At 70.7% G+C, this 23365-nt stretch carries 23 protein-coding genes; 8 read left to right on the top strand and 15 right to left on the bottom strand.

Features of this window, described 5'->3' with window-relative positions; genetic code table 11:
• Nucleotides 1-42 precede the first annotated feature (42 nt).
• Nucleotides 43-1626 (bottom strand): Rieske 2Fe-2S domain-containing protein, encoded by a 1584-nt coding sequence (locus ACWEFB_RS14210; RefSeq protein ID WP_452285481.1) that lies wholly within the window; start codon nt 1624-1626, stop codon nt 43-45.
• Nucleotides 1627-1805: 179 nt separating this feature from the next.
• Between ACWEFB_RS14210 and ACWEFB_RS14205 the strand changes: the two genes are divergently transcribed.
• On the top strand, nt 1806-2027 hold the full coding sequence (locus ACWEFB_RS14205; protein WP_326560373.1) for a DUF2631 domain-containing protein: 222 nt from the start codon (nt 1806-1808) through the stop codon (nt 2025-2027).
• 119 nt (nt 2028-2146) lie between these two features.
• Here ACWEFB_RS14205 and ACWEFB_RS14200 read toward each other — a convergent pair whose 3' ends face one another.
• The 8 genes from ACWEFB_RS14200 to ACWEFB_RS14165 form a co-directional block, all read right to left on the bottom strand.
• Nucleotides 2147-3415 (bottom strand): DivIVA domain-containing protein, encoded by a 1269-nt coding sequence (locus tag ACWEFB_RS14200; RefSeq protein WP_452285479.1) that lies wholly within the window; start codon nt 3413-3415, stop codon nt 2147-2149.
• Nucleotides 3416-3482: 67 nt separating this feature from the next.
• Nucleotides 3483-4619, bottom strand: a complete 1137-nt coding sequence (gene rlmN, locus ACWEFB_RS14195) for a 23S rRNA (adenine(2503)-C(2))-methyltransferase RlmN (RefSeq protein ID WP_326560375.1) — start codon at nt 4617-4619, stop codon at nt 3483-3485.
• 96 nt (nt 4620-4715) lie between these two features.
• On the bottom strand, nt 4716-6206 hold the full coding sequence (locus ACWEFB_RS14190) for a phosphatidate cytidylyltransferase (RefSeq protein WP_452285477.1): 1491 nt from the start codon (nt 6204-6206) through the stop codon (nt 4716-4718).
• On the bottom strand, nt 6206-6763 hold the full coding sequence (gene frr / locus ACWEFB_RS14185) for a ribosome recycling factor (protein ID WP_326560377.1): 558 nt from the start codon (nt 6761-6763) through the stop codon (nt 6206-6208). The genes ACWEFB_RS14190 and frr overlap by 1 nt, the downstream gene beginning before the upstream one ends.
• 208 nt (nt 6764-6971) lie before the next feature.
• Nucleotides 6972-7739, bottom strand: a complete 768-nt coding sequence (gene pyrH, locus ACWEFB_RS14180; protein ID WP_326560378.1) for a UMP kinase — start codon at nt 7737-7739, stop codon at nt 6972-6974.
• Between the two features lie 182 nt (nt 7740-7921).
• A complete protein-coding gene (gene tsf / locus ACWEFB_RS14175; protein WP_452285474.1) occupies nt 7922-8749 on the bottom strand; it encodes a translation elongation factor Ts in 828 nt (275 codons plus the stop codon).
• 132 nt (nt 8750-8881) lie between these two features.
• Complete coding sequence (gene rpsB / locus ACWEFB_RS14170; RefSeq protein ID WP_326560380.1) at nt 8882-9730, bottom strand: 30S ribosomal protein S2; 849 nt, start codon at nt 9728-9730, stop codon at nt 8882-8884.
• 274 nt (nt 9731-10004) lie between these two features.
• Entirely contained in the window at nt 10005-11174 is a 1170-nt protein-coding gene (locus ACWEFB_RS14165) for a hypothetical protein (protein WP_452285472.1), read from the bottom strand.
• Between the two features lie 209 nt (nt 11175-11383).
• Here ACWEFB_RS14165 and ACWEFB_RS14160 point away from each other — a divergent pair, with 209 nt between their 5' ends.
• On the top strand, nt 11384-12532 hold the full coding sequence (locus ACWEFB_RS14160; protein WP_452285470.1) for a DUF2332 domain-containing protein: 1149 nt from the start codon (nt 11384-11386) through the stop codon (nt 12530-12532).
• A gap of 128 nt (nt 12533-12660) precedes the next feature.
• A complete protein-coding gene (locus ACWEFB_RS14155) occupies nt 12661-13038 on the top strand; it encodes a YraN family protein (RefSeq protein WP_452285468.1) in 378 nt (125 codons plus the stop codon).
• Between the two features lie 89 nt (nt 13039-13127).
• Here ACWEFB_RS14155 and ACWEFB_RS14150 read toward each other — a convergent pair whose 3' ends face one another.
• Nucleotides 13128-14474 carry a glycerophosphodiester phosphodiesterase gene (locus ACWEFB_RS14150; RefSeq protein WP_452285466.1) on the bottom strand — a complete coding sequence of 449 codons (1347 nt, stop codon included), beginning with the start codon at nt 14472-14474 and terminating at the stop codon, nt 13128-13130.
• Between the two features lie 165 nt (nt 14475-14639).
• Between ACWEFB_RS14150 and ACWEFB_RS14145 the strand changes: the two genes are divergently transcribed.
• Both ACWEFB_RS14145 and ACWEFB_RS14140 read left to right on the top strand, forming a co-directional pair.
• Complete coding sequence (locus ACWEFB_RS14145) at nt 14640-15872, top strand: acyltransferase family protein (protein ID WP_452285464.1); 1233 nt, start codon at nt 14640-14642, stop codon at nt 15870-15872.
• A 187-nt stretch (nt 15873-16059) separates the two neighbouring features.
• Entirely contained in the window at nt 16060-16893 is an 834-nt protein-coding gene (locus ACWEFB_RS14140; RefSeq protein WP_452285463.1) for a GNAT family N-acetyltransferase, read from the top strand.
• 6 nt (nt 16894-16899) lie between these two features.
• Here ACWEFB_RS14140 and ACWEFB_RS14135 read toward each other — a convergent pair whose 3' ends face one another.
• Nucleotides 16900-17541: a GNAT family N-acetyltransferase gene (locus ACWEFB_RS14135; protein WP_452285461.1), complete on the bottom strand. Its 642-nt coding sequence runs from the start codon at nt 17539-17541 to the stop codon at nt 16900-16902.
• 111 nt (nt 17542-17652) lie between these two features.
• On the opposite strand from ACWEFB_RS14135, the gene ACWEFB_RS14130 reads away from it, so the two are divergent.
• Both ACWEFB_RS14130 and ACWEFB_RS14125 read left to right on the top strand, forming a co-directional pair.
• Complete coding sequence (locus ACWEFB_RS14130; protein WP_452285459.1) at nt 17653-18597, top strand: helix-turn-helix domain-containing protein; 945 nt, start codon at nt 17653-17655, stop codon at nt 18595-18597.
• 52 nt (nt 18598-18649) lie between these two features.
• Nucleotides 18650-19735, top strand: a complete 1086-nt coding sequence (locus ACWEFB_RS14125) for a threonine aldolase family protein (protein WP_452285457.1) — start codon at nt 18650-18652, stop codon at nt 19733-19735.
• A 3-nt stretch (nt 19736-19738) separates the two neighbouring features.
• Here the strand turns inward: ACWEFB_RS14125 and ACWEFB_RS14120 are convergent, their stop codons facing one another.
• From ACWEFB_RS14120 to ACWEFB_RS14110, 3 genes are read right to left on the bottom strand one after another with little or no spacing between them, the layout of a single operon-like run.
• Nucleotides 19739-20227 (bottom strand): carboxymuconolactone decarboxylase family protein, encoded by a 489-nt coding sequence (locus ACWEFB_RS14120; protein WP_452285455.1) that lies wholly within the window; start codon nt 20225-20227, stop codon nt 19739-19741.
• A complete protein-coding gene (locus ACWEFB_RS14115) occupies nt 20227-20592 on the bottom strand; it encodes a GNAT family N-acetyltransferase (RefSeq protein WP_452285659.1) in 366 nt (121 codons plus the stop codon). The genes ACWEFB_RS14120 and ACWEFB_RS14115 overlap by 1 nt, the downstream gene beginning before the upstream one ends.
• Complete coding sequence (locus ACWEFB_RS14110; RefSeq protein WP_452285453.1) at nt 20589-21566, bottom strand: pirin family protein; 978 nt, start codon at nt 21564-21566, stop codon at nt 20589-20591. The genes ACWEFB_RS14115 and ACWEFB_RS14110 overlap by 4 nt, the downstream gene beginning before the upstream one ends.
• A 181-nt stretch (nt 21567-21747) precedes the next feature.
• Here ACWEFB_RS14110 and ACWEFB_RS14105 point away from each other — a divergent pair, with 181 nt between their 5' ends.
• The gene (locus tag ACWEFB_RS14105) at nt 21748-22683 is read left to right on the top strand and encodes a GNAT family N-acetyltransferase (protein WP_452285451.1); all 936 of its coding nucleotides are present in this window, start codon (nt 21748-21750) and stop codon (nt 22681-22683) included.
• A gap of 50 nt (nt 22684-22733) precedes the next feature.
• Here the strand turns inward: ACWEFB_RS14105 and ACWEFB_RS14100 are convergent, their stop codons facing one another.
• Nucleotides 22734-23273: a GNAT family N-acetyltransferase gene (locus ACWEFB_RS14100; RefSeq protein WP_452285449.1), complete on the bottom strand. Its 540-nt coding sequence runs from the start codon at nt 23271-23273 to the stop codon at nt 22734-22736.
• Nucleotides 23274-23365 lie beyond the last annotated feature (92 nt).

Here is a 23365-nt window from a genome sequence, read left to right as displayed (position 1 = left end):
AGGCGTTACGGGTGGGGCGGGGCGGGGCGGGGTCGGGCGGGGTCAGTTGGTGGTGGTGGTGGCTTCGGCGGGGGTGGGGGCTTCGGTGCCGGCGCGGTGGGCGCGGATCTCGTGGCCGACGCTGGTGAGGCAGCGACCGCTGGGCAGGTCGAAGCGCCACCCGTGGAGCTGGCAGGTGAGCTGGTCGCCGTCGATGATGCCGAACCGGGTCAGGTCCGCCTTCAGGTGCGGGCAACGCCGCTGTACGACCCAGTCGCCGAGCGTGACGTCCTCGGCGTCCGGGCGCTGCTCGGCGTACCAGCCTTCGGCGTACTGGAGCCGCTCCTCGGAGAGGCACTTGAAGAAGGCGTACACGAACTCGTTGTACTGCCCGATCCTGGCCGCCGAGAACCGGCAGGAGAGGAAGAGGGAGTTGACCCAGTCGACCTCGCCGGAGTGCAGGAGCGACTCGATCAGCGCCCGCTCGGTACGGAACCGGTAGCGGACCTTCTCGTCGGCGGCTGCCCGGACCTCCTTGCCCGGGAAGTCCACCACGATCGACTCGACCGACTCGCCGTCGTAACCGATGAGGTCGAACCGGATCGGACCGCCGACGCCCTTGGCCAGGTAGACGGACTCGTCGAGCAACGGCTCGATCCGGCGCTTCATCTCACCCAGGACGTCGACCTCCGGGTGCCGCCAGGTCGCCTTGGCCGCCTCGATCACCGGCCGCTGCCGGGCCTGGTACTCGCGCAGGTGCTCTTCCTTGTTCTCGAAGAACTTGCGGACGTCGGCGACCGGGTGGGTGGTCTCGCAGGTCTCGGTGGTCAGCTCGGAGACGGTGCCGGGCAGGAGGATGACCCCGTTGTCGTAGCCGAGCCCCTCGTAGTGGTCGATGAAGACCTGCTGGTCGGGGAAGATGTTGCCCTCGTCGCCGTGGATGTCGTTGAACTGCCACAGGTCGTCGTCGAGGAAGCAGGGCGGTCCGGCGATCGGGAAGACGTAGGACGCCTTCAGGTCGTCGATGTAGCGGATCGTCCGGTCCATCTGCCGGTCGCGCTTCTGCTTGCCGAACGCCGTCTTCGCCGCGGTCGGCAGCTCGTAGACCATCGGGTACCAGATGGCGCCGGAGAACTGGATCATCTGCGCGTGCACGTGGCCCAGTTCGCTGAAGACGTCCAGATCGCTCGGGCGGGCGTCGTTCTGGTTGAGCAACCGGATGCCGTCGTACTCGACCCAGAGTGACGAGTCACCGATGGGGCCGTCGGTCGGGCTGGTCAGCGCCTGGATCATCACCTTGAGCCCGCCGTCGAGCTCGACCACCTCGTTGCTGGTGGTACGCAGGAAACTGGTGAAGCCCAGGTCCCGCAGCTCGTCCTCCAGCTCCGAGGTCGGGTACGCCGGCAGCAGGACGGTCGCCTTCTTCGAGATGAACCGCTTCAGGTGCGCGGCGTCGAAATGGTCCCGGTGCAGGTGCGAGACGTAGAGGTAGTCGACCTGGCCGAGGGTTTCCCAATCGAGCTGTGAATTGTCCGGGAATGGGAACCACGAGGCGAAGTAGGCCGGGTTGACCCACGGGTCGCACAGGATGCTGCCCGCACCCGTGTCGATCCGCATACTGGCGTGTCCCGTACCGGTCACTCGCACCGCGCACTCCTTCAACCGAGAGAACAAGTCGTACGCCCAAACGCTACCGGAGTGAGTACGGGGCCCAACCCGCGACGCCAGGTTGGCTGCCTCACGCCAGCGTGGAGACCCTCCGGCGCAGCCGGTGACCGGCGTGGGAAACTGAACCGGAGATCCGATCGTGAGGGGAAGGACCGAACGTGGCAGGAAGCGAGCCGGTAACGTCGCCCGATCAGCACAAGCCGGGGCACCGCAGGGCAGGCCGGATCGGCGCTGTCGTCTCCGCGGCGGCTCTGCTGGCCATGCTGGTCGGTAACCACGAGGGCGCGACCGAGGACATCTGGCTGATCGGCATCGCAGCCGGGCTGCTGTTGATCGTGATCGGCGACACCGTACTGCGTCGTAACGGGCTCCGTTCCTGATCCTCGGCAGCCGCCGGGATCGGCACGGCACACCGGCAACGTACGCATTCAGGCCCGTCCCGGAACCGGGACGGGCCTGAATTCATGTTCTACCCGGTTGCCCGGGATGATCGAGACGGTCAGCGGCGGCGCAGGATGTCCTGCACCTCCTTCAGCGCGGCGTCAACCTCGGCTTCGAAGTAGCCGCCGGGCACCAGACCAAACTTCATCAGGTCGAGTTCGGCCGGGTTGACCGGCATCGGCCCCCGCCCGGACATGCTGGTCAGGATTCCGTCGAACAACCGGTCCACCTGCTCCGGGTCGTACCCGCTGCCGAAGCGGCGGACCTGGAACTGGCGACGGATGTTGTCGACCCGCTGCATGTCGCCACCGGGGCCGCCGGGCATCGGCGGAGGGCCACCAGCCGGGGGGCCACCCATCGGTGGGCCACCCATGGGCGGGCCGGCGATCGGCGGGCCACCCGCGGGCGCCATGCCCGGTCCGGGACCGGGGCCACGGCCGCGCAGGTCACGGTCGGGCATCCGGATTTCGGCGGTCATGTCCGTCTTACCGTGGCGTCCCGACTCGAAACCGTCGAAACGATCGTCCGGCGACGGCCCGAAATTGGGACCGGGCGGACCGGCCGGCCCACGGGCACCGGGAGGCGGGCCGCCGGGGCCACGCGGGTTGTCATAACCACCGCGCGGCGGGACCTCGCCGCCGAAGACGCCGGTCGGCTCGTCGTACCGTCCGTACGGGTCAGGGGGCGGCCCGGCCTGGGCGGGCATCGGTCGTTGCGGCAGCGACGGCTGGCCCGGAGGCAGCGCACGGTCGTCCCGCATCGGCGGACCCATCCGGTCGGGGTGACCCATCGGTCCGGGAGGACCCATGCGGTCGGGGGGCCCCATCCGATCCGGGGGACCCATCGGGCCGGGAGGACCCATCCGGTCCGGCGGACCCATGCGATCCGGAGGGCCCATCTGTCCGGGGGGACCCATGCGATCCGGCGGACCCATCTGTCCGGGGGGACCCATGCGGTCCGGAGGACCCATCCGGTCGGGCGGACCCATGCGATCCGGGGGACCCATCCGGTCGGGGGCGCCCATCCGGTCGGGCGGACCCATCCGGGCCGGCAGGCGGGAGTCGGCGCCCCTGCTGCCGCCGCCGCGCTCCTCCAACTCGGCGAGTTGGCGCTCGACCCGGTCGAGATGCAGGTCGACCTGCCACTCGTCGTAGCCGCCGAAACGGACCCGGAACACCACGTCGTGGACTTCCGCCGAGGCGACGGGCGCGCCGACCGGCGACCCGGCGAGCGTGGACTCGACCCGGTCCAGGAACGTGTCCACCTCGTCGACCTTGTAGCCCCGCCGGAGCGCCTTACGCCGGAAGCGTTGACCCTGACTCGCCACTATGTCTCCTGCTTCGATCGCTCATCACGCAGCCCACTGCGCCAGCCGGCCCATCCGCGGTGCCCGGTCACGTGGCCACCTCGGCCGCGGCCAACTGCCCACATGCCCCGTCGATCTCCCGCCCTCGGGTGTCGCGGACCGTGGTCGACACCCCGGCCTCGCGCAACCGTCGGACGAACTCCCGCTCCACCGGCTTCGGGCTGGCATCCCAGCGGCTGCCCGGCGTCGGGTTGAGCGGAATGAGATTCACGTGTGCCAGCCGTCCGGCCAGCAGCCGACCGAGCAGGTCGGCACGCCACGGCTGGTCGTTCACATCTTTGATCATTGCGTACTCGATGGAAACGCGACGCCCCGTGCGGTCGGCGTAGTCCCATGCCGCATCCAGCACCTCGGCGACCTTCCACCGCTGGTTGACCGGAACGAGTTCGTCGCGCAGATCATCATCGGGCGCGTGCAACGACAGCGCAAGGGTCACCGAGAGGTCCTCGCCAGTCAACCGGCGGATGGCCGGCACCAGACCGACCGTGGAGACGGTGATGTGGCGCTGGGACAGGCCGAGCCCCTCCGGCGCGGGGGCGCAGAGCCGCCGTACCGCCGCGATCACCCGGGAGTAGTTGGCCAACGGCTCGCCCATGCCCATGAAGACCACGTGCGACAGCCTCGGCGGCGAACCGGCGACCGCACCGGACGCGGCCACACCGGCGAGGTAGACCGCCTGGTCGACGATCTCGGCGGTGGAGAGGTTCCGGGTCAGGCCGGCCTGACCGGTCGCGCAGAACGGGCAGGCCATGCCGCACCCGGCCTGGCTGGAGATGCAGACGGTGATCCGGTCGGGATAACCCATCAGGACGCTCTCGACCATCGAGCCGTCGTGCAGCCGCCAGAGCGCCTTGCGGGTCGCGCCGTCGTCACAGGCCAACTCGCGGACCGGGGTCAGCAGGGTCGGCAGCAACGCCTCGGTGATGCGGTCGCGGGTGGCGGCCGGCAGGTCCGTCATCTGTGCCGGGTCGCGTACCAGCCGACCGAAGTAGTGGGTGGAGACCTGGCGGGCGCGGAACGCGGGCTCGCCCAACTCCGCGACCAGCGCCTGCCGGTCGGGCAGGGCGAGGTCGGCGAGATGGCGCGGAGGCATTGCCGCGCGGGCGGACTTCCCGGCCGCCGTCGGCGCGTCCGGACTGATCTGGATCATGGGCAGGCTCGTCATGGCTTGTCCAGTCTCCCACGCCGACGGAAGCACGTACCTGGCCGAGGGGTCCGAACCGGTACGTGAACCCGGTGAGGTCGCGGACGTGTGAACATCTCAGCCGACCGGCACCAGGAGCGCCAACAGGAGATAAGCGACAGGTACGGCGAACAGCACCGAGTCCAGCCGGTCCATCAGACCGCCGTGTCCCGGCAGCAGATTGCTCATGTCCTTGACGCCGAGATCCCTCTTGATCATTGATTCGCCCAGGTCCCCGAGGACCGCCGCACCCGAGACGGCCACCCCGAAGAGGGCTCCCCAGAGCGGGTTCACGTCGAAGAGCAGGAAGAGCAGCAGGGCGCTGCCCCCGGCCGCCGCCAGCACCGACCCGGCAAAGCCCTCCCAGGACTTCTTCGGGCTGACCGACGGGGCCATCGGGTGCTTGCCGAACATCACCCCGGCGGCGTACCCGCCGGTGTCGGAGAGCACCACCGCGGCGATGGTCACCACCACCCGCAGCGGCCCGTTGGTGGGTTCGGCGGCGAGCAGCGCGGCGAAGCCACCCAGGAACGGCACGTAGACGGCGATCAGCGTCGCCGCGGTGATGTCCCGCTGGAAGCCCGCCGGTCCGTCGCCGAGCCGCCAGACCATGGTCGCGAGCACGGTCACCAGGAGCCCGAGGCTGAGCGCGTCCGGGCCGGCCCACCAGGCCAGCCCCACCATCAGCACACCACCGACGACCAACGGCACCAACGGCGCCTCGGCGCCGCCGCGCCGTACGGCCTGGGTCATCTCCCAGATGCCGATCGCCACCGCGGCGGCGATCACCGGGAAGAACGCGACCGGCAGCAGGACGAGGGGAAGGACCACCGCCGCGCCCAGGCCGAGCCCGACGCCGATCGCGGCCGGCAGGTTGCGCCCGGCCCGGCTGTTCGCCGGCAGGGTCGCGGGCCGTCCACGGCCGGCTCGACGTCGACCGGTACGGGGACGCGCGCCGCTCGGCTCGGCCTCCTCCGGATCGAGGGCCGGTGCACCGTCGGGCATCCCGCCCGGACCGTGCTCGACGTACTCGGGGTGCAGTCGGCCGGGGTCGACCTGCTCCGGCCGCCCCTGCCGGGGGTCGCCGTAGTCCGCTGTCGGCTGGTTCGGGTGACCGGGCGGCGCCACCAGGTTCTGCTGGTTCTGCTGGTTCTGCTGGTCGAAGCCGCGGATCGGTGCCCAGCCGACGGGATCGGTCAGCCCGTTCGCACCCGCGTCGGCCAGGTCGTCGCCACCCGGGTAGCCGCCGCCGGGGTAGCCCGCACCGGAGTCCCCCGGTCCGTACGCAGGCCCGTCCGGCCGGTCCGCGCCCGCGTACGGGCCGGGCGGTCCTCCGTACGGACCGGGCGGGCCGGTGTAGCCGTCGCGACGGGCCGGCGCGTCACCGTGCCGGTACCCGGACACGGGTGCATAGCCCGGCGGGTCGGCAACGGCCTCGGGCGCGGCACCGGTGTGCCGCGCCCGAAGTCGAGGCTCCTCGGGAGCATCCGGCCAGTACGGGCCGGCAGGTCCGTCCTGGCGCTGCCGGCCCTGTGACTCGGCGCTGCCGTTGGGGTCGAGGTAGGACATCAGACCTCGAGCAGCTCGGCTTCCTTGTGCTTGACCAGTTCGTCGACGTGCGTCGAGTACTTCTGGGTGAGGTCGTCCAGCTCCTTCTCGGCGCGGCGCCCCTCGTCTTCACCCGCCTCGCCGTCCTTGACGATGCGGTCGAACTCCTCCTTGCCCCGGCGGCGGATGTTGCGAATCGCCACCTTGGCTTCCTCTGCCTTGTTCCGGGCCACCTTGATCATTTCCCGGCGCCGCTCCTCGGTCATCTGCGGGAGCAGGATGCGGAGCTGGTTACCCTCGTTGCCGGGGTTGACGCCGAGGTCGGAGTCGCGGATCGCCTTCTCCATCGCCTGTAGCTGCGAGGCGTCGTAAGGCTTGATGATCGCCATCCGGGGCTCGGGTACGCCGACCGACGCCATCTGGGTCAGTGGCGTCGGGGTCCCGTAGTAGTCAATAATGATCTTGGAGAACATGGCCGGAGTAGCCCGCCCGGTGCGGATGGCACCGAACTCCTCCTTGGCGTGCTCGACCGCACGTTCCATCTTTTCCTCGGACTCGAGGAGAGTGTCGTCGATCACCTGCTCCCTCGCCTCCCTCTGCTAAGTCGTAGTCGTTTCTCATGCCCGGCTGCCCGGCTCGCGCCGTGCCCTGCTCATGGTCCCGGCTTACGCCGTTGCTCTGCTGTCCGGTCCCGGCTTACGCCGTGCTCTGCTCGATGGTCCCGGCTTACGCCGTGCTCTGCTCGATGGTCCCGGCTTACGCCGTGCTCTGCTCGATGGTCCCGGCTTACGCCGTGATCAAGGTCCCGATCCGGTCGCCGCCGACGGCGCGGATGATGGTGTCGTCGCCCTCGGCCCCGAAGACCAGCATCGGCAGGCCGTTCTCCTCGCAGAGGCTGAACGCGGCGGCGTCGGCCACCCGGAGCCCACGGCGGAGCACCTCGGAGAAGGTGATCTTGTCGAACTTGCTGGCGGTCGGGTCGGTACGCGGATCGGCGGAGTAGACCCCGTCCACCCCGTTCTTGCTCATCAACACGACGTCGGCACGAATCTCCAGCGCCCGCTGGGCGGCGACGGTGTCGGTCGAGAAGTACGGCATCCCGGCGCCCGCACCGAAGATGACCACACGGCCCTTCTCCAGGTGCCGGATCGCCCGCAGCGGGATGTAGGGCTCGGCCACCTGGGCCATCGTGATCGCGCTCTGCACCCGCGTCTCGATGCCCTCCTTCTCCAGGAAGTCTTGGAGGGCGAGGCAGTTCATCACCGTACCGAGCATGCCCATGTAGTCGGCCCGTGCGCGATCCATGCCGCGCTTCTGCAACTCGGCGCCGCGGAAGAAGTTGCCACCGCCCACCACGACGGAGACCTGCACGCCACGGCGTACGACGGTCGCGATCTGCCGGGCGATGGCCTGGACCACGTCGGGGTCGACCCCGATCGCCCCGCCGCCGAAGACCTCACCGGAGAGCTTGAGCACCACCCGGCGGGCCCGACCGGGCGGCGGCGCCGTCGGATCGTCCGCCGCCAGGCTCCGATCACTAACCACCTGCGTCATCCGACCCGCCTCTCTTCCGCGGACATCCCGTCCGCTGCCCCGTCGCCGCACCTGCCGCTGCCGACCCTATGTGACGAGGAGGCCGCGGTGCCTGTCATGTACACCGGCGGCCTCCTCGTGGTTTGTCTCAGTCCCTCACCGACCCGGGCCGCAGTGGTGGCCCGGACCGACGGTGGGATCCGTCAGGCCTGGCCGACCTCGAAACGGACGAAGCGGGTCACGGTGATGCCAGCCTCGGCGAGCACCTGCTTGACCGTCTTCTTGTTGTCCGTCACGGACGGCTGCTCGATCAGGACGTAGTCCTTGAAGAAGCCGTTCACCCGACCCTCGACGATCTTCGGCAGGGCCGCTTCCGGCTTGCCCTCCTCGCGGGCGGTCTGCTCGGCGATGCGCCGCTCCGACTCGACCGTCTCGGCCGGCACCTCGTCACGGGTGACGAACTTCGGCCGCATCGCCGCGATCTGCATCGCCGCGCCGCGCGCGTCAGCGTCGGCGGCCTCGTCGGTCTTGCCGGTGTACTCGACCAGTACGCCGACCGCCGGCGGCAGGTCCTGCGCCTTGCGGTGCAGGTAGACCGCGATGGTCCCGTCGAGTACGGCGAAGCGGTTGAGCACCAGCTTCTCGCCGATCTTGGCGGACTGCTCCTGGATCAGGTCGGCGACGGTCTTGCCGTCCAGCGTCGAGGCGAGCAGCCCCTCGGCGTCGCTCACACCCGCCTGCTCGCCGTGCTCGACGAGCTGCTGGGCCAGCGCGATGAAGTCCGCGGTCTTGGCCACGAAGTCGGTCTCGCAGTTGAGCTCGAGCAGCGCCTTGCCGGAGTGGGCGACCAGGCCGTTCGCGGCGGTACGGCCGGCCCGCTTGCCGACGTCCTTGGCACCCTTGATACGCAGCAGCTCGATGGCCTTGTCGAAGTCGCCCTCAGCCTCGGTGAGCGCCTTCTTGGAGTCCATCATGCCGGCGCCGGTCAGGTCGCGGAGCCGCTTGACATCCGCAGCGGTGAAGTCTGACATGACTCTCTCTTCGGTGATTGGGACTGCGATTGATGATCTGCTAAAGGGATAACTCGGTCCGGGCGCGTGGTGTCCACGTACGCGCTCGGGCCAGCCGGCCGCGGTGTGCGGCCGGCCGACCCGGCGGCAGGGTCACTCAGCGGCGGCGGCCACGGGTTCCGCGGCCTTCGGCTCCGAGTCGTCGGCCTTCTTGTCGGTGTCCTCGATCAGCTCGCGCTCCCACTCGGCGAGCGGCTCGTCGGCGGCCACCACACCCGGCTCCGGCTTCTCGTCGCCGCCACGGTGCTTGCCGGAGCGGGCGATCAGGCCGTCGCCGACCGCCGCCGCGATCACGCGGGTGAGCAGTTCGGCGGAGCGGATCGCGTCGTCGTTGCCCGGGATCGGGAAGTCGACCTCGTCCGGGTCACAGTTGGTGTCGAGTACCGCGATCACCGGGATGCCCAGCTTGCGGGCCTCGTCGACGGCGATGTGCTCCTTCTTGGTGTCGACGACCCAGATCGCGGCCGGAACCTTGGTCATGTCCCGCAGACCACCGAGCGTCCGGGTGAGCTTGATCTTCTCCCGGGAGAGCTGCAGGGTCTCCTTCTTGGTGTAACCCGCGGCGGTGCCGGAGAGGTCGCCGAGCGCCTCCAGCTCCTTCATCCGCTGGAGCCGCTTGTAGACCGTCTGGAAGTTGGTCAGCATGCCACCGAGCCAGCGGTGGTTGACGTACGGCTGGCCGACCCGGGTCGCCTGCTCGGCGATGGCCTCCTGGGCCTGCTTCTTGGTGCCGACGAACAGGATGCTGCCGCCCTCGGCGACGGTCCGGCGGACGTACTCGTACGCCGTCTCGATGTACTCGAGGGTCTGGCGCAGGTCGATGATGTAGATGCCGTTGCGCTCGGTGAAGATGAAGCGCTTCATCTTCGGGTTCCAGCGGCGGGTCTGGTGCCCGAAATGGACACCACTTTCCAGCAGCTGACGCATGGTCACTACGGCCATGGTGGGGTGCTCCTTCGATGTCCCTGGTTGTCACGCCGGGCCGGTTGGCCCGGCGTCCTGGCGCCTGGTCGACGGTCATGGTGGGCCCAATCAAGATCGGGACCAGGGGGCCGTCGTCCCACGGGCAACCGTGGAAAGGGCGCGCGAGGTCGACCGCGCAGGGCGGTCGCCATTGCCAAGTGTACGCCCCGCGCCCCCCGCCCCCGCACAAGCCCGGCAGGCCGGGCGAACGCGGGGACACCGGTGACGCGGGGAACGGGTGGTGCGTACCCGCTCAGCCGGCGGCGAGCGCGGCGGCGACGAACAGGACCAACCCGACGGTGAGGTACGCGGTCGGCGGGCGCAGCCACACCCTGCCCGGATCACCGATGGCCGCACCCCCGGTCAGCAGCGCGTACATGCCGGTGGCGAACATCGGGAGGCCGAACGCGAGGAATGCCCCGGAGATGACCCCGCTGGGCGATACCGTCCCGCCGATCGCCCCGTCGACCAGGATCCGGAGCGCCGGTACCTCGAAGATCACCACCAGTACGGCAAAGAGCAGGGCGATGACCGGGCGGCGGGTCCGGTAGACGCCGTCCCCGGCCGGGGCGCCACCCGTACCGATGCGGCGGGGGCCATCGGCGGGCTCGCCGTACAGACCGGTGGGCTCGCCGGTGGGGAACTCGGGTCCCGGCGGGAGGTCGGCCGGCTGGGCCGGGATCATGATCATTGGGCCGGTGGGCAGGTGCAGTGCTCCGGCGGCCGGGTCGGCCTGCGGGGACGACAGACCCGCACCGGGTACCGCCGGGGCGGGCTGCTGCGCGCTCCGGCCACCGGCGACGATCGGGTAGCCGGACAGCGGCGGACGTTCCGTACCGCCCGCGCTGTGGGCCGGTTCGGTCCCGCCCCACCCACCGTCGACCGCCGGTTCGGCCAGCCGCCCGGTGGTCTCGCCCCGGCCGGTCGGTACGTCCCCGCCCCGCCCCGGGTCCGCCGCGTCCCGCCCACCACGCTCCGCCGGTACGGGGACGGCGTCCGGCCGTACCCGGATCGCTTCGAGCGGGTCCCGCCCCAGGTCGATCGGGTCGGCGTAGCCGGTGGGGGCGTACCGGTCGGGTTCGTTGCGGAACCGGTCCGGATCGGCGCGGAACCGATCCGACTCCCCGGCGAGGCGGTCAGGATCGCGACTGCCGAGGCGGTCAGGATCGGCGACGAACCGGTCGGGGTCCACGGCGAACCGGTCCGGAACGGCGGGGTACCTGTCCCGGTGGGAGTCGCCGTCCGGGTCGGCGGAGTGCCGGTCCGAGCCGGCCGGATAACGCTCGGACTCGGGATAGCGCTCGGACTCCGCCGGGTAGCGCGCGTCGGTGCTGGTCCGCCAGTCCGACTCGGGATATCCGCGCTCGTCGGCGTACCAGCGCGGCTGCTCCTGCCCCTCGGGGAAGTTCCGTTGTCCATCCACGATCGGGCACCGTAAACGACCCGCCCGAGGCGGCGCCAATTAGATGACCTTGATGCCCGGCTTGTTGCCGCTTCTGACTTCCGGCCGAGGCGCCGCTTTTTATCCGCGTTGCGGAGATTCCCCGACGGGAGCAGTGCGGCCGGGGGTGCGTACCGGCACGTGACGAAGGTCGCTGCGCGCGACGGCCGGTCGGCGGACCATCACCCGGTATGACGGTTACCGAGGAGTTCGCCCTGGCGGAGATGTTCCGCCGCTTCGCCCGGCACGAGTTCCGCGGTGTCTCCCCCCGGTACGAGTACCTCTCCGCACTGCTCGCCGAACGACCGGACCTGTCCGGGCCGTTGCGCGCCGCCGGTCCCGGGCAGCGACGGGCGATCCTCTACTTCGCCGCCGTGCAGTACCTGCTCCGGACGACCGCGGCGGGGCATCGGCTCGCGGCGTACCTGCCGACCCTCGGCGGTGGGCGGGAGGTCGACGACGGGCTGGGCGCGGCGTTCGCCGACCTGGTCGGTGCGTACCGGGACGAACTGACGGCGATCTGCGGAACCAGGACCACCCAGACCAACGAGGCCCGGCGGGGTGCGGTGCTGCGGGCGGGCTTCGGCCGGGCAGCCGCGTACGCCGAGGACCGCCCGCTGCACCTGGTCGAACTCGGCACCAGCGCCGGCCTGCTGCTGATCAGCGACCGGTATGCCTGCCGGTACGTCGGCCCGGACGGCCGCACCGAGACCTACGGGCCGGCGGGGGTGCCGGAGTCGCTGACCATGACGGTCGGGCTGCACGGTCCCGGTTGGCCCGAACCGGCCGCCACCGAGCTGACCGTCGCCGATCGGGTCGGCATCGACCTCGCCCCGATCGACGCCACGGATCCGCTGGCCACCGACTGGTTGCGGGCCTGCGTCTGGCCGGAGCAGACCGAACGGCTGGCCCGGCTGGAGGCGGCCCTCGCCGAGGTGGCCCTGGTCGGGCCGCGACTGGTCGCCGGGGACATGGTGCAGACCCTGCCCACCCTGCTGGCGGAGGTGCCGGACGGGGTGGTGCCGGTGGTCTTCGCCTCGATGGCGCTGACCTATCTCGACCGCGCCGACCGGCAGCGGCTGGCGGCGATCCTGGCCGGGTTCGGCGCCCGGCGTGACCTGACCGTGGTGCTCAACGAGGCGTCCGTCTCCGGCGCCGAACTCTTCCTCGACCGGCGACCGGCGACGGCCGGACCGCCGGGGGTGCTCGCCGCCGCTCTGCTCACCGTGGTCGCCTGGCGCGACGGCCGGGCCACCGTCGAGGTGCTGGGCCGCACCGGCGGACACGGCGACTGGTTGGAATGGCACCCCATGACGTACGCGTACGCGCCACCGGCCTGACCAGCGCTGGCAATCAGCCGCATAGCACGGGGTGGCTTGATCGTCCGGCTGTCCACAGGGCGCCCCGTCGTCCACAGGCTCGCCCTCACCGGCTGCGCCGTACGGCCGGTCCGTTCACCCTCGACCCCATGACGCTGGAACGGAAGGCGGTCGGCGCGTACGGCGAGCGCTGTGCCGTACGGCACCTGGTGGCGAACGGTCTGCGGGTGGTGGACCGGAACTGGCGTACGCCCGCCGGGGCGCACGGTCCCGCCGGGGAGATCGACATCATCGCCTGGGACGGTCCCGTGCTCGCGTTCTGCGAGGTGAAGACCAGACGGGGCACCACCTTCGGCTCTCCCGCCGAGGCGGTCGTGCCGGCCAAGGCACGGCGGTTGCGGCGGTTGGCCGCGCAGTGGTTGGAGCAGTCCGGCGCCCATCCGGCCGAGGTCCGCTTCGACGTGGTCTCGGTCTTCGCACCACCGCGCGGCCCCGCCCGGGTCGAACACCTCAAGGGCGCATTCTGAACCCCCGGCCGGCTGACCCCCGGCTGGTGAGCCGCGCCAATCGGCGGCACGGCTCACCGAGGCGGCGCGCCCAACCGGCGGAGTGTGGGTCAGCCGGGGTTGGCGGCGTTCCAGTCGACGAGTTCGGGCGACCGGTTGGTGATGATCCCGTCCACCCCGAGGCCCTTGAGCTGCTGCCACTGGGTGGCCGAGTCGACCGTCCAGACCATCAGCGCCACCCCGGCGGTGTGCAGGCTCGCGATGACCGCCGGACGGGCGGTCAACGCCGCCACCGCCGGGTTGTACGCGGTCAGGTGGTACTGCCGCGCTATCGCCACCGGGTCCGTGTCGAGGGTGCTGCGCAGCAGGCCGAGCGGGATCTCCGGGGCGAGCTGGTAGCTGTACGTGAGCGCGCTGGTCTCGAAGCTCTGGATGAAGACCCGGCCGGTCATCTGCTCGGCCCGGATGATGTCGATGATCCGGCCGACCTCGGCCTTGGTGTGCGCACCCTTGATCTCCAGCAGCAGCTTGCCACCACGGGTACGCAGGTCGGCCAGTTGCTCGGCCAGCGTCGGCAGGCGTACGCCGGTGAACTGCGAGCCGAACCACGAACCGGCGTCGAGTTGCTTGAGCTGGGCGGCGGTGAGGCTGCGGATCGCGCCGGTGCCGTTGGTGGTCCGGTTCACCGTGCTGTCGTGCATCACGAAGGGCACGCCGTCCTTGCTCGGCTGGACGTCGTTCTCGATCCAGTCGGCCCCGTTGCTCCGGGCGATGTCCTGGGCGACCAGGGTGTTCTCCGGCGCCACCGCCGAGGCGCCCCGGTGGGCGATGACGGTCAGCGGCGCACCGACGGGCCGGAGGTACGGGCTCGGCGCCAGCTCGGTGACCTTGACGTTGTCGAACGAGACGGTGGCCCCGTTCACGATCAGCGCCTGGACGTCCCGACCGGTGCCGGCCGCCGAAGGCGCCGCGGCGGTGTTCGTCACGTTCCACGTGTTCGCCGTGGTGAGCTGGGCGAACTCCAGCCCGTTCGTGGCGGTGCTGCCGCTGCGCAGGGTGGCGATCCACCACGGCGGGGCACCGGCGGCCGGTACGTCGAGCCCGAGCGCGGTCCACCGGGTCGCCTCGGCCACCGACTCGAACCGGACCGTCGCCTCGAGCCGGAAGTCGTTCAGGTGCCGACCGAAGGTGATCTTCTTCGAGCCGCTGCCGGCGGCCCCGTACAGCCGGCCGTTCTTGACCGTCCAGTCACCGTCGACGGCCCGCCAGCCGGCGGGCAGGCCGCCCGTGTCGAAGTTCGCGGAGACGACCACGCTGCCGGGGGCGGCTGCGGCCGGCGTGGTGTTGTCGACGGCGGTGAGCGTGGACACCGAGGCGGCCAGCGCCAGCAGTGCGACGGCGACCCGGCCGGGGGTGGTGGCACGGGCGGGCGCGAGGCCCGATCGAGTGAAGACCATGATTGGGCACGGTAGGGCGGACCGGGGAACAGTCGACCCCGAATCAGTGACGAGTACGGAAATCAAGGATGTACGACTCATCGTCGACCGAAGTGGCCGATCCCGAACGGAAGCGGACCCGTGCCGGTGGCCGGTGCCGGCGTACCGGTTAGAGTGCCGGGCGTCATGACGAGCACTCCCACGGCCACCGCCGCTGGCCGACCCCTGAGCAAGCTGCCGTCACTGACCGGGTTGCGGTGGGTCGCCGCGATGCTGGTCTTCGGCTTCCACGTCGGGACGATGCGGGTCATCGCCGAGCCCGACTACCACGCCGTGGTCAGCAAGGTGTTCACCCTCGGCCTGTCCGGGGTCCAGTTCTTCTTTATCCTCAGCGGGTTCGTGCTGGTCTGGTCGGCCCGACCCGGTGACACCCCGCTGGCGTTCTGGCGGCGCCGGGCCGCGAAGATCTTCCCCAACCACGTGGTGCTCTGGGCGGCGGTGCTGCTGCTCGGGCTCTACTGGGCGGACCCGTTCAACCTCAAGGTCGCGATCACCAACCTCTTCCTGGTGCAGGCCTGGAACCCGACTCCGGGTTGGTTCTACAGCGTCAACACGGTGAGCTGGTCGCTCTCCTGCGAGCTGTTCTTCTACCTGTGCCTGCCCCTGGTCCTTCCGCTGATCCGCCGCCTGCGCCCCGGGGTCCTGGTCGCCGTCATCGTCGCGATGCCGCTGCTGATCCTCTCCCTCTGGCCGGGTCAGCTCCTGGTGCCGGAGGCGGACCGGTGGTGGTTCACCCAGGTGTTCCCGCTGGTGCGTTCGCTGGAGTTCTGGATGGGGGTGGCGGCGGCCGAGCTGATGGTGCGCGGCCGGTGGCGCGGCCCGAACCTGAAGGTCGCGACCGTGATCTTCCTGCTCACGTGGGTGGCCGCCACCCAGTGGATCCGCGCCGAGCTGTGGACGACCCTGCTCGCCGCGGCGTACATCCTGGTGATCGCGGCGGCGGCCGAGGCGGACGTACGCGGAACCTGGTCGCCGTGGCGGTCCCGGCCGATGCGCTGGCTCGGCGAGGTGTCCTTCGCCTATTACCTGGTGCACGTGTTCGTGGTGACCAGCATCCTGCGGGCCACGAACCATCAGGGCGGTTTCCCCGGCTGGCAGGGACCGGCCGCGGCGGTCGGCTTCCTGCTGCTCAACCTGGTCCTCGCCGGGCTGCTGTACCGGTTCGTCGAGACCCCGATGATGCGCCTGCTCGGGCCCCGACGGCGCCCACCGTCGACCTCACCGCCACCCGCCCGGGTACCGCGCCAGCCCGGCCCAACCGACCGCGACAGCAACAGCGACGGCGATCCGGGCACGGCGCACGATCCTGTTGCCGATCGGGCCACCCCGCAGGGCCGAAGTGCCGAGCGGGTCAACTGACCGGGTACGCCGCCGCCGCCGCGAACCCTCACGGGTAGTGGGCGTCACACCGAGGTCCAGATCACAGCGTTCGGTCGCCGGGTCGGCTTGGTACGCGTATACCGTCCTGCCCATAGTTGTGGCTGCCGTACGGGCGTAGGCGCTGCTCAGCGTGCCCGACCACCACCTGTCGCCCGGAGGATCCCCCGTGTCGGTTGATGATCGACTGTCCGCGCTCGCCGAACTGGCCGAGGCCGAGGTGATGTTCCGGTACGAGTCCGGCACACCGGAGAGTGTCCAGTCGACCCTCGGGATGGCGCAGACCCGGATCGGTGGCGGCGTCGCGGTGTCGATGCGACACGACCCGGCCGGGGGCTACTGGAACAAGGCCCTCGGCTTCGGTTTCGACGAGCCGGTGACCGCCAAGACGATCGCCGAGGTCTGCGACTTCTACCGGACGCAGGGCCGCCAGCAGGCCACGATCCAGATCGCCCCGTCCCGGCTGCCGGACGACTGGGACGAGATCTGCGCCGCGCAGGGCATCACGCCGGGCTCGTACTGGGTGCAGTTGGCCCGCGAGGTGGCTGACTTCCCGACGGTCGAGACGACGTTGCGGATCACCGAGGTCGACACCACCCAGGCCGCACAGTGGGCCTCGGTCCTGATGCGCGGCTTCGGCATGCCCGAGGAGGGTCTGGCGGAGATGATGGCCGCCACCGTCGCCCACCCCGACTTCCGCGCGTACGCGGCCTGGGACGGCGACGAGATGGTCGGGGCCGCCAACCTGTTCGTCCACGGTGAGGCCGGCGGGATCTGCGGTGCGTCGACCCTGCCCACCCATCGTGGTCGGGGCGCCCAGTCGGCACTCCTGGCGGCCCGCGCCCGCGGCGCCGCCGAGGCCGGCTGCCGTTGGCTGACCGCGCAGACCGGCCGTCCGGCCGAAGGTGATCACAACGCGTCGCTGGAGAACATGCTCCGGCTCGGTTTCCGGGTCAACTACGACCGCCGCAACTGGGTCTGGCAGGCGGACCTCCCGGCCTGACCGGGGTCAGGTGACCGGGGTGACCGCCGGTCGCCACATGGGTTGGATGCCGGGGCCGCCGTCCGGGAGCACGATCGGGGCGCCGAGCGCCCGGAACCCGTGTCGCTCGTACAGCCTGCGGTTGCGGGGAGTGCTGGCCTCCAGGTAGGCCGCGACGCCGTCGGCATCGACTCGGGCGAGTTGGTGGGCCAGCATCGCGCCGCCGAGCCCACGGCCCCGGTGATCCGGTAGGACCACCATCAACTGGAGATACCAGTGCGGCTCGTCGCGTGGGTGACGGCGCTGGGTCAGCTCGTGCACGAGGGCCATCCGGGGCGCGTACTCGCCGTAGGCCTGGGCGAAGACGGCGGTCAGCTCCTCCGGGGCGGGTGCGGGTGCGACCGCGCCACCGTCGGTGTACTCCCACAGGGACAGCCCGCCGATCCCGCCGGAGTCGTCCTGGGCGACCAGGATCTCGCCGGTGGCGAGCACCCCGTGCACCCAGCCGACGGTCTGCTCCGCGCCGGAGGTGAGCCGGTCGCGGCGTATCCGCTCGTCCGGCACCACCCAGCCGACCACGGCCTCGTCCAGGCTCGCCTCGCCGAGAACGATCGCGATCGCCGCCGCCTCGTCCGCGCCGGCCCGCCGTACGGTCACACTTCCGGACATGATTTCCCCCCCGGTTTCCGGAACGGCAATCATAGTTCGGACCACGGTGGACGGCTGCCCCCTGAACCGGGAGCTTGAGTCTCCGGTGGGTGGAGGGTGCAGGCTGGTCCCATGGACGACGGCACCGCCCCGCAGCGGTACACGATCGGGCAGTTGGCGCGGCGTACCGGGTTGGCGGTGCGGACGATCCGCTACTGGTCCGACATCGGGGTGGTACCGCCGGTGGACCGGTCCACCGGTGGCTACCGCCGGTACGACGCGACCGCGGTGGCCCGGCTGGACCTGGTCCGTACCCTGCGTGAACTCGGTCTCGGCCTGGATGCTGTACGCCGGGTGCTCGCCCGACAGGACACCCTGCCCGAGGTGGCGCTACTACACGTCCGGGCCCTCGACGCGGAGATCCGTACGTTGCGGCTGCGCCGGGCGGTACTGGCCACCGTCGCGAACCGTGGCAGCACAACCGAGGAGCTGACATTGATCCACAAACTGGCCCGACTCTCGGTACGGGAGCGCCAGCAGGTCATCGACGACTTCGTCGACGAGATCTTCGCCGGGGTCGACGACTCCGACGCTCTGGTGGTCGCGGGATGGATGCGGGAGTTGCCGACGGAGTTGCCCGACGACGCGACCGCCGAGCAGGTGGACGCCTGGGTGGAGCTGGCGGACCTGGTCGCGGACGAGGACTTCCGTCGGTCCGTACGACGAATGGTGTTGACCGGTGGGGACGACAACCGGTTGGACTTCGGTCTCACCATCCGCCCGGCGGTGGTCGAGCACGCGGGGCGGGCGGTGGCGGAGGGGGTCGCGCCGGAGTCCTCGGTGGGCGCGGCGGTGCTTGCCCGGATCGTCCCCGCCGACCTGCCGGAGCCGGAGCGGGCCGCCCTGCTGACCTGGCTGGAGACGGTGGCCGATCCCGCCGTGGAGCGGTACTGGGAGTTGTTGAGCCTGGTCAACGGGGTCGCCCCGGCACCACCGGCGGTGCCCGCGTTCACCTGGCTGCTGGCCGCACTGCGCGCGACGCCGACCGGTCCACCGGCCCCGGCGCCCGCCGGGTGACGAAGGACAACCCTTATTGCAAACAGGTGGCAGCAAGGGCATGCTCTGGATCATGCCCGCGCCCGATGCCCGTCCGCCGATCCGGCGTTCCCTGTTCGCACACGCGCCGATCCGGCTGAGCCCGCAGGTGGTGCTGCGGGATCTCCTGGAACGGGTGGACGCCGACACCCCGCCGTCCGGGCCGGACGGGCCCGTGGCGCAGCTCGAACGGCGGGTGGCGACCCTGCTGCGCAAGGAGGCCGCGCTGTTCTTCCCCACCGGGACGATGGCGCAGCAGGTCGCGCTCCGGATCCACGCCCAGCGCCGCAACGTGCCCGCGTTCGCCGCGCATCCGCAGACCCATCTGGATGCCTGGGAGGCGCAGGGTTACCAGGTCGTGCACGGGCTGCGCTTCCACCCGGCCGGTGACCGGCACCGGTTGATGACCGGCGCGGACCTCGAATCCATCGGTGAGCCGCTGGCGGCGGTGCTGTGGGAGTTGCCGCAGCGCGACATCGGCGGCCTGCTGCCCGAGTGGGAGGAGCTGTTGGCGCAGGTCGAGACGGCACGCTCCGGTGGGGCGGCGACGCACCTGGACGGTGCCCGGCTCTGGGAGGCGCAGACCTACTACCGCCGGCCGTTCGACGAGATCGCCGGTCTCTTCGACACCGTGTACGTGTCGCTCTACAAGGCGCTCCAGGGCGTACGCGGCGCGATTCTGGCCGGTGACGCGGCGACGATCGCCGAGGCGGCGGTGTGGCGTACCCGGCTCGGTGGTGCGATCCATGACGCCTGGCCGCTCGCCCTGGCCGCGCTCGCCGGGCTCGACACCCTGCTGCCCCGGATGCCGGCCTACCGCGACCATGCGATCGCGATCGCGGCGGCGATCAACGCCGACGGCGTGGCCCTGGCCTGGCCGGATCCGCCGCAGACGCCGATGTTCCACGTCCACCTGCCCGCGGGCCCCGCGGCGGTCGAACGGGCCGCCGCCGCGATCCTGGCCGAACACGGCGTCCAACTCTTCGGCCGGATCCGGTCCGCGCCGGATCCGACCAGGTCGAGTTTCGAGGTCACCGTGCACGAGAACGCGATGGACTTCACCCCGACCGAGGTGGTCAACCTGCTCCGGGAGTTGGTGCTGCGCGCGGTCCGCGACTGACGCCTACCTGGCGTCCGCGGTCACCGCCGGGCTCTCCACCGGTACGGGGTGCCGGCTGAGGATCGACACCCGGTTGAACGCGTTGATCGTGATCGCCGCCCAGCTCAGTACGGAGATTTCGTCGGCGGTCAGCACGGACTCGATCCACGCGTAGTCGGCGTCACCGGTCCGCTCCCCCGCGACCAGGGTCGCCCCCTCGGCGAGCATCAGCGCCGCCCGTTCCTTCGCCTCGAACAGCTCGGTCTCCCGCCAGACGGACAGGACGGAGAGCCGGTGCGTGGTCTCGCCCTCGGCGAGTGCCCGCGCGGTGTGCAGTTGCAGGCAGTACCCGCACCCGTTGAGCTGCGAGACCCGGATGTTGACCAGTTCGAGCAGGCGACGGCCCAGGCCGAGTTCGGTGGCCTGGGCCCGTACCTGGATCGCGGTCGCGTTGAGCGACTTGAAGATCGCGGGTGACTGTTTGTCGAGGTAGAGCCGGCGACCCGGTTTCACTACGCACCGAGCCGGGCGAGCAGGTTCGGGGTGACCGGGTCGACCAGGTCGTCGTACTGGTGGTGGCGGGTGAGGTACGTCTTCACGAACGGGCAGATCGGCACGATCCGCAGCCCGGCGGTGCGTACGTGGTCGAGCGCCCCGGTGACCAGGAGGCTGCCCAGCCCCTGGCCGCCGTACTCCTTGCCGATCTCGGTGTGGAAGAAGACCCGTTGGCCGTTGTTGTCGAAGAACTTGGCGAATCCGGCGACCGTGCCGTCGACGGTGATGGTGTACCGGTGTCCGGGCTCGTCCAGCTCGACGGTCGGTTCGGGGGCGGTGTTCGTCATCGGGTCTCGTCTCTCCTTCTCGGGGTACGGGCTCAGGGGCGGAGTTTCAGCCGGCCACCCGGCAGGGGTGGCGCGGGAATGAGCTGCTCCCAGTCGGCGGGAAACGTTCCGTAGGGCAGGTCACCGGCGCCGGGGTCGCCTTCGCCGAAACCCTGCGCCTGCCACCGGTTGCGGTACTCGACGATCTCCTCGTGCGTACGCCCGATGAAGTTCCACCACATGATGATCCGCTCGTTGAGCGGTTCGCCGCCGAGCAGCAGAATCCTGGCCGGTCCCTGCTCGGCGGTGACGGTCAGGGTGTTTGGTCCCGCCTGGACGAAGAGCAGTTCGGACTGACCGACGCCGGCACCGGCGACGGTGACCCGGCCGTCGTCGACCAGGATGCCGTGCTCGAAGGTCGGGTCGACCTCGATGGTCACCGTCGCGCCGACCTCGATCCGGATCTCCGCCCCGATCAGGCGGGTGGCCGTACGGACCGGGGAGGTCGAGCCCATCAGGGAACCGATGAAGACGCTCACCCGGGCCCCGGTGAGGCTGATCGGCTCGGGGGTGTAGTGCTCGAACCGTGCCTCGCCGTGCCGCTCGTGGTCGGGCAGGGCGATCCAGAGCTGCGCCCCGCGCAGGACGGTGGTGTCGGGGGTGGAGAACTCGGAGTGGGCGATGCCCCGGCCGGCGGTCATCAGGTTCACCTCGCCCGGCCGGACCGTACGGACCGAGCCGACCGTGTCCTTGTGTTCGATCTCCCCGTCGAAGAGCCAGCTCACGGTCTGGAGTCCGGTGTGCGGGTGCCCGTTGACCGACATCCCACCGGATTCGGTGACGTCGTCCGGGCCGTAGTGGTCGACGAAACACCACGCCCCGATCAGCGACCTGGCCCGCTGCGGCAAAGTCCGGCGTACGTTCAGCGCCCGCAGCCCGCCCAGCGGGACCAGCCGGGGTTCCAGGATCTGGAGTCCCTCGGGTCCGGACTCGCAGGTGGTGAACTCCGGATCGGCCTCCGTGGTGCTCACGTACGTCCTCCAGCCTCCCGACGGCGACCGGATCTCCGCCGTCAACCCAGCGAGCGTAGCCCCCCGTCGGGTGCGGTACCCATGATCTACTCCTTGGCGATGCCGGTGGAAGCGTTCGGCTGGCATCGGCTGCCGCCGGCTGCGGGACGGTCCGCACGCCGCCGTACCCGAAGGGCTTTTCTTGACCACGATCCGTGTTGCCCACGCCGACGAGATCCCCGCACTCGTGCGGTATCCGGACGACGCCGAGCGTTCCGCCGGCACCGCCGCGTATCTGACCGACCTGCTCGCCAAGCGCTGCACACGACCGGAGTGGTGCCTGGTGGCGGAGGAGGGCGGTCACCTGGTCGGCAGCGTGGTGCTGTGGACCATGCCGGGCCACGAGGTGCCGAGCGACGTTGTCCTCCTGGAAGCGCCCTGGGACGGGACCGAGCCGGCCGTCGGGCTGGCCCTGCTCGCGGAGGCGGCGACCCTGGCCAGGACGCTCGGCGCGACCGAACTGGGGCACGTGGTCGACTCCCCGGCCCAGGCACCGCAGTTCCAGCGCCATCCCGAGCAGCGCGGTGAGCTGCTGCGCCGGGCCGGCTTCACGGTGGCTCGCGACGGCCGACGTTTCCGCTGGTTGGCGGGCGGGGAGCTGCCCGCGCAGGACGGGCGACTGCGGTTCCGGTCCCTGGCCGAGCTGGGTCGGGAACCCTTCGTCGACCTGCTGGAAACCCTGCTCGCCGACACCGCCGACGCCAGGCTGACCGAGGACGTACGCCGGCACAGCCTGCGCCGGGCCGCCGAGCTGCTGTTCGAGGAGACGGCCGAACTCCACCACGAGCCGCAGTGGTGGGAGATCGGGTACGCCGCCGACGGCAGCCCGGCGGTGGTCAGCCTGCCCGCGCACAACCCCGCCTTCGCGGTGATCGGGTTCGTCGGCGTGGCACCGGCGCACCGGGGCAAGGGTTACAGCTCGTCGGTGGTGGCGCGGGGCACGGCGATCCTGGCCGGGAACGGCGCGACCGAGATCCGGGGCGACTGCGACGTACGCAACGTCGCCATGTTCAGGGGCTTCCAGCGCGCCGGATACGACAACTTCGCCAACCGGATGGAGTACGTCCGCCCGCTCTGACGCCAGGGCCTGTCGCGAGAGTCGATCCTGATCGTTCCAGGGCACTACCGTCAGGTTGCCGCGGCATAACACCGGACGGAAACCTTCTGCTCCGGGCTCCACTGCTGTTCGACCGTGGCCAGCAGCTGCCAGCCGAGCCTCTCGTAAAGAGCCGCCGCCGCCGTGTCGGAAGCCACCACGTCCAGCACCGGATGCAAGCCGCGATCCCGTGCTTCTCCGACAGCCTGCGCCATCAGCAGCGCACCGATCCCACGGCCGCGGGCCGACGGAGCGACGAACAGTCGGTTGACCACGGCAGTCGCGTCGATACTCACGCCCGTACGATCGCCCCACAGCCCAGGTGCCGCGTCTCCCTCCCCGCTTCGGGACAAGACGATGTGGCCGGCTATCCGGCCATCCAGTTCCGCCACCCAGGAGGCGATGAGCGATGGCGGCGTGAGCCATGCGTCCGGGAGATCGGGCCAGTTCACCGGATAACCGTCGCGCTCATGGACCTCCGCCAACACCCGCACACAGTCACCGAGGTCGCGATCAGTCCGCTGTCGGACCCTCAGGGGTACGTCCGCGCCGGACACGTTCTCGATCTTCACTGCGGCATGGAAACACAGCCCAAGGCCCGTGACCAGCGACTTTCACCACAGACCCTGGTCGGGTTCGACGCCTGGTCGGGGCAGGTCGCGGC

This window comes from Micromonospora sp. NPDC004704, assembly GCF_053601675.1.
The sequence above is the reverse complement of the archived record's forward strand: the minus strand, read 5'-3'. Positions and strand labels throughout refer to the sequence as shown.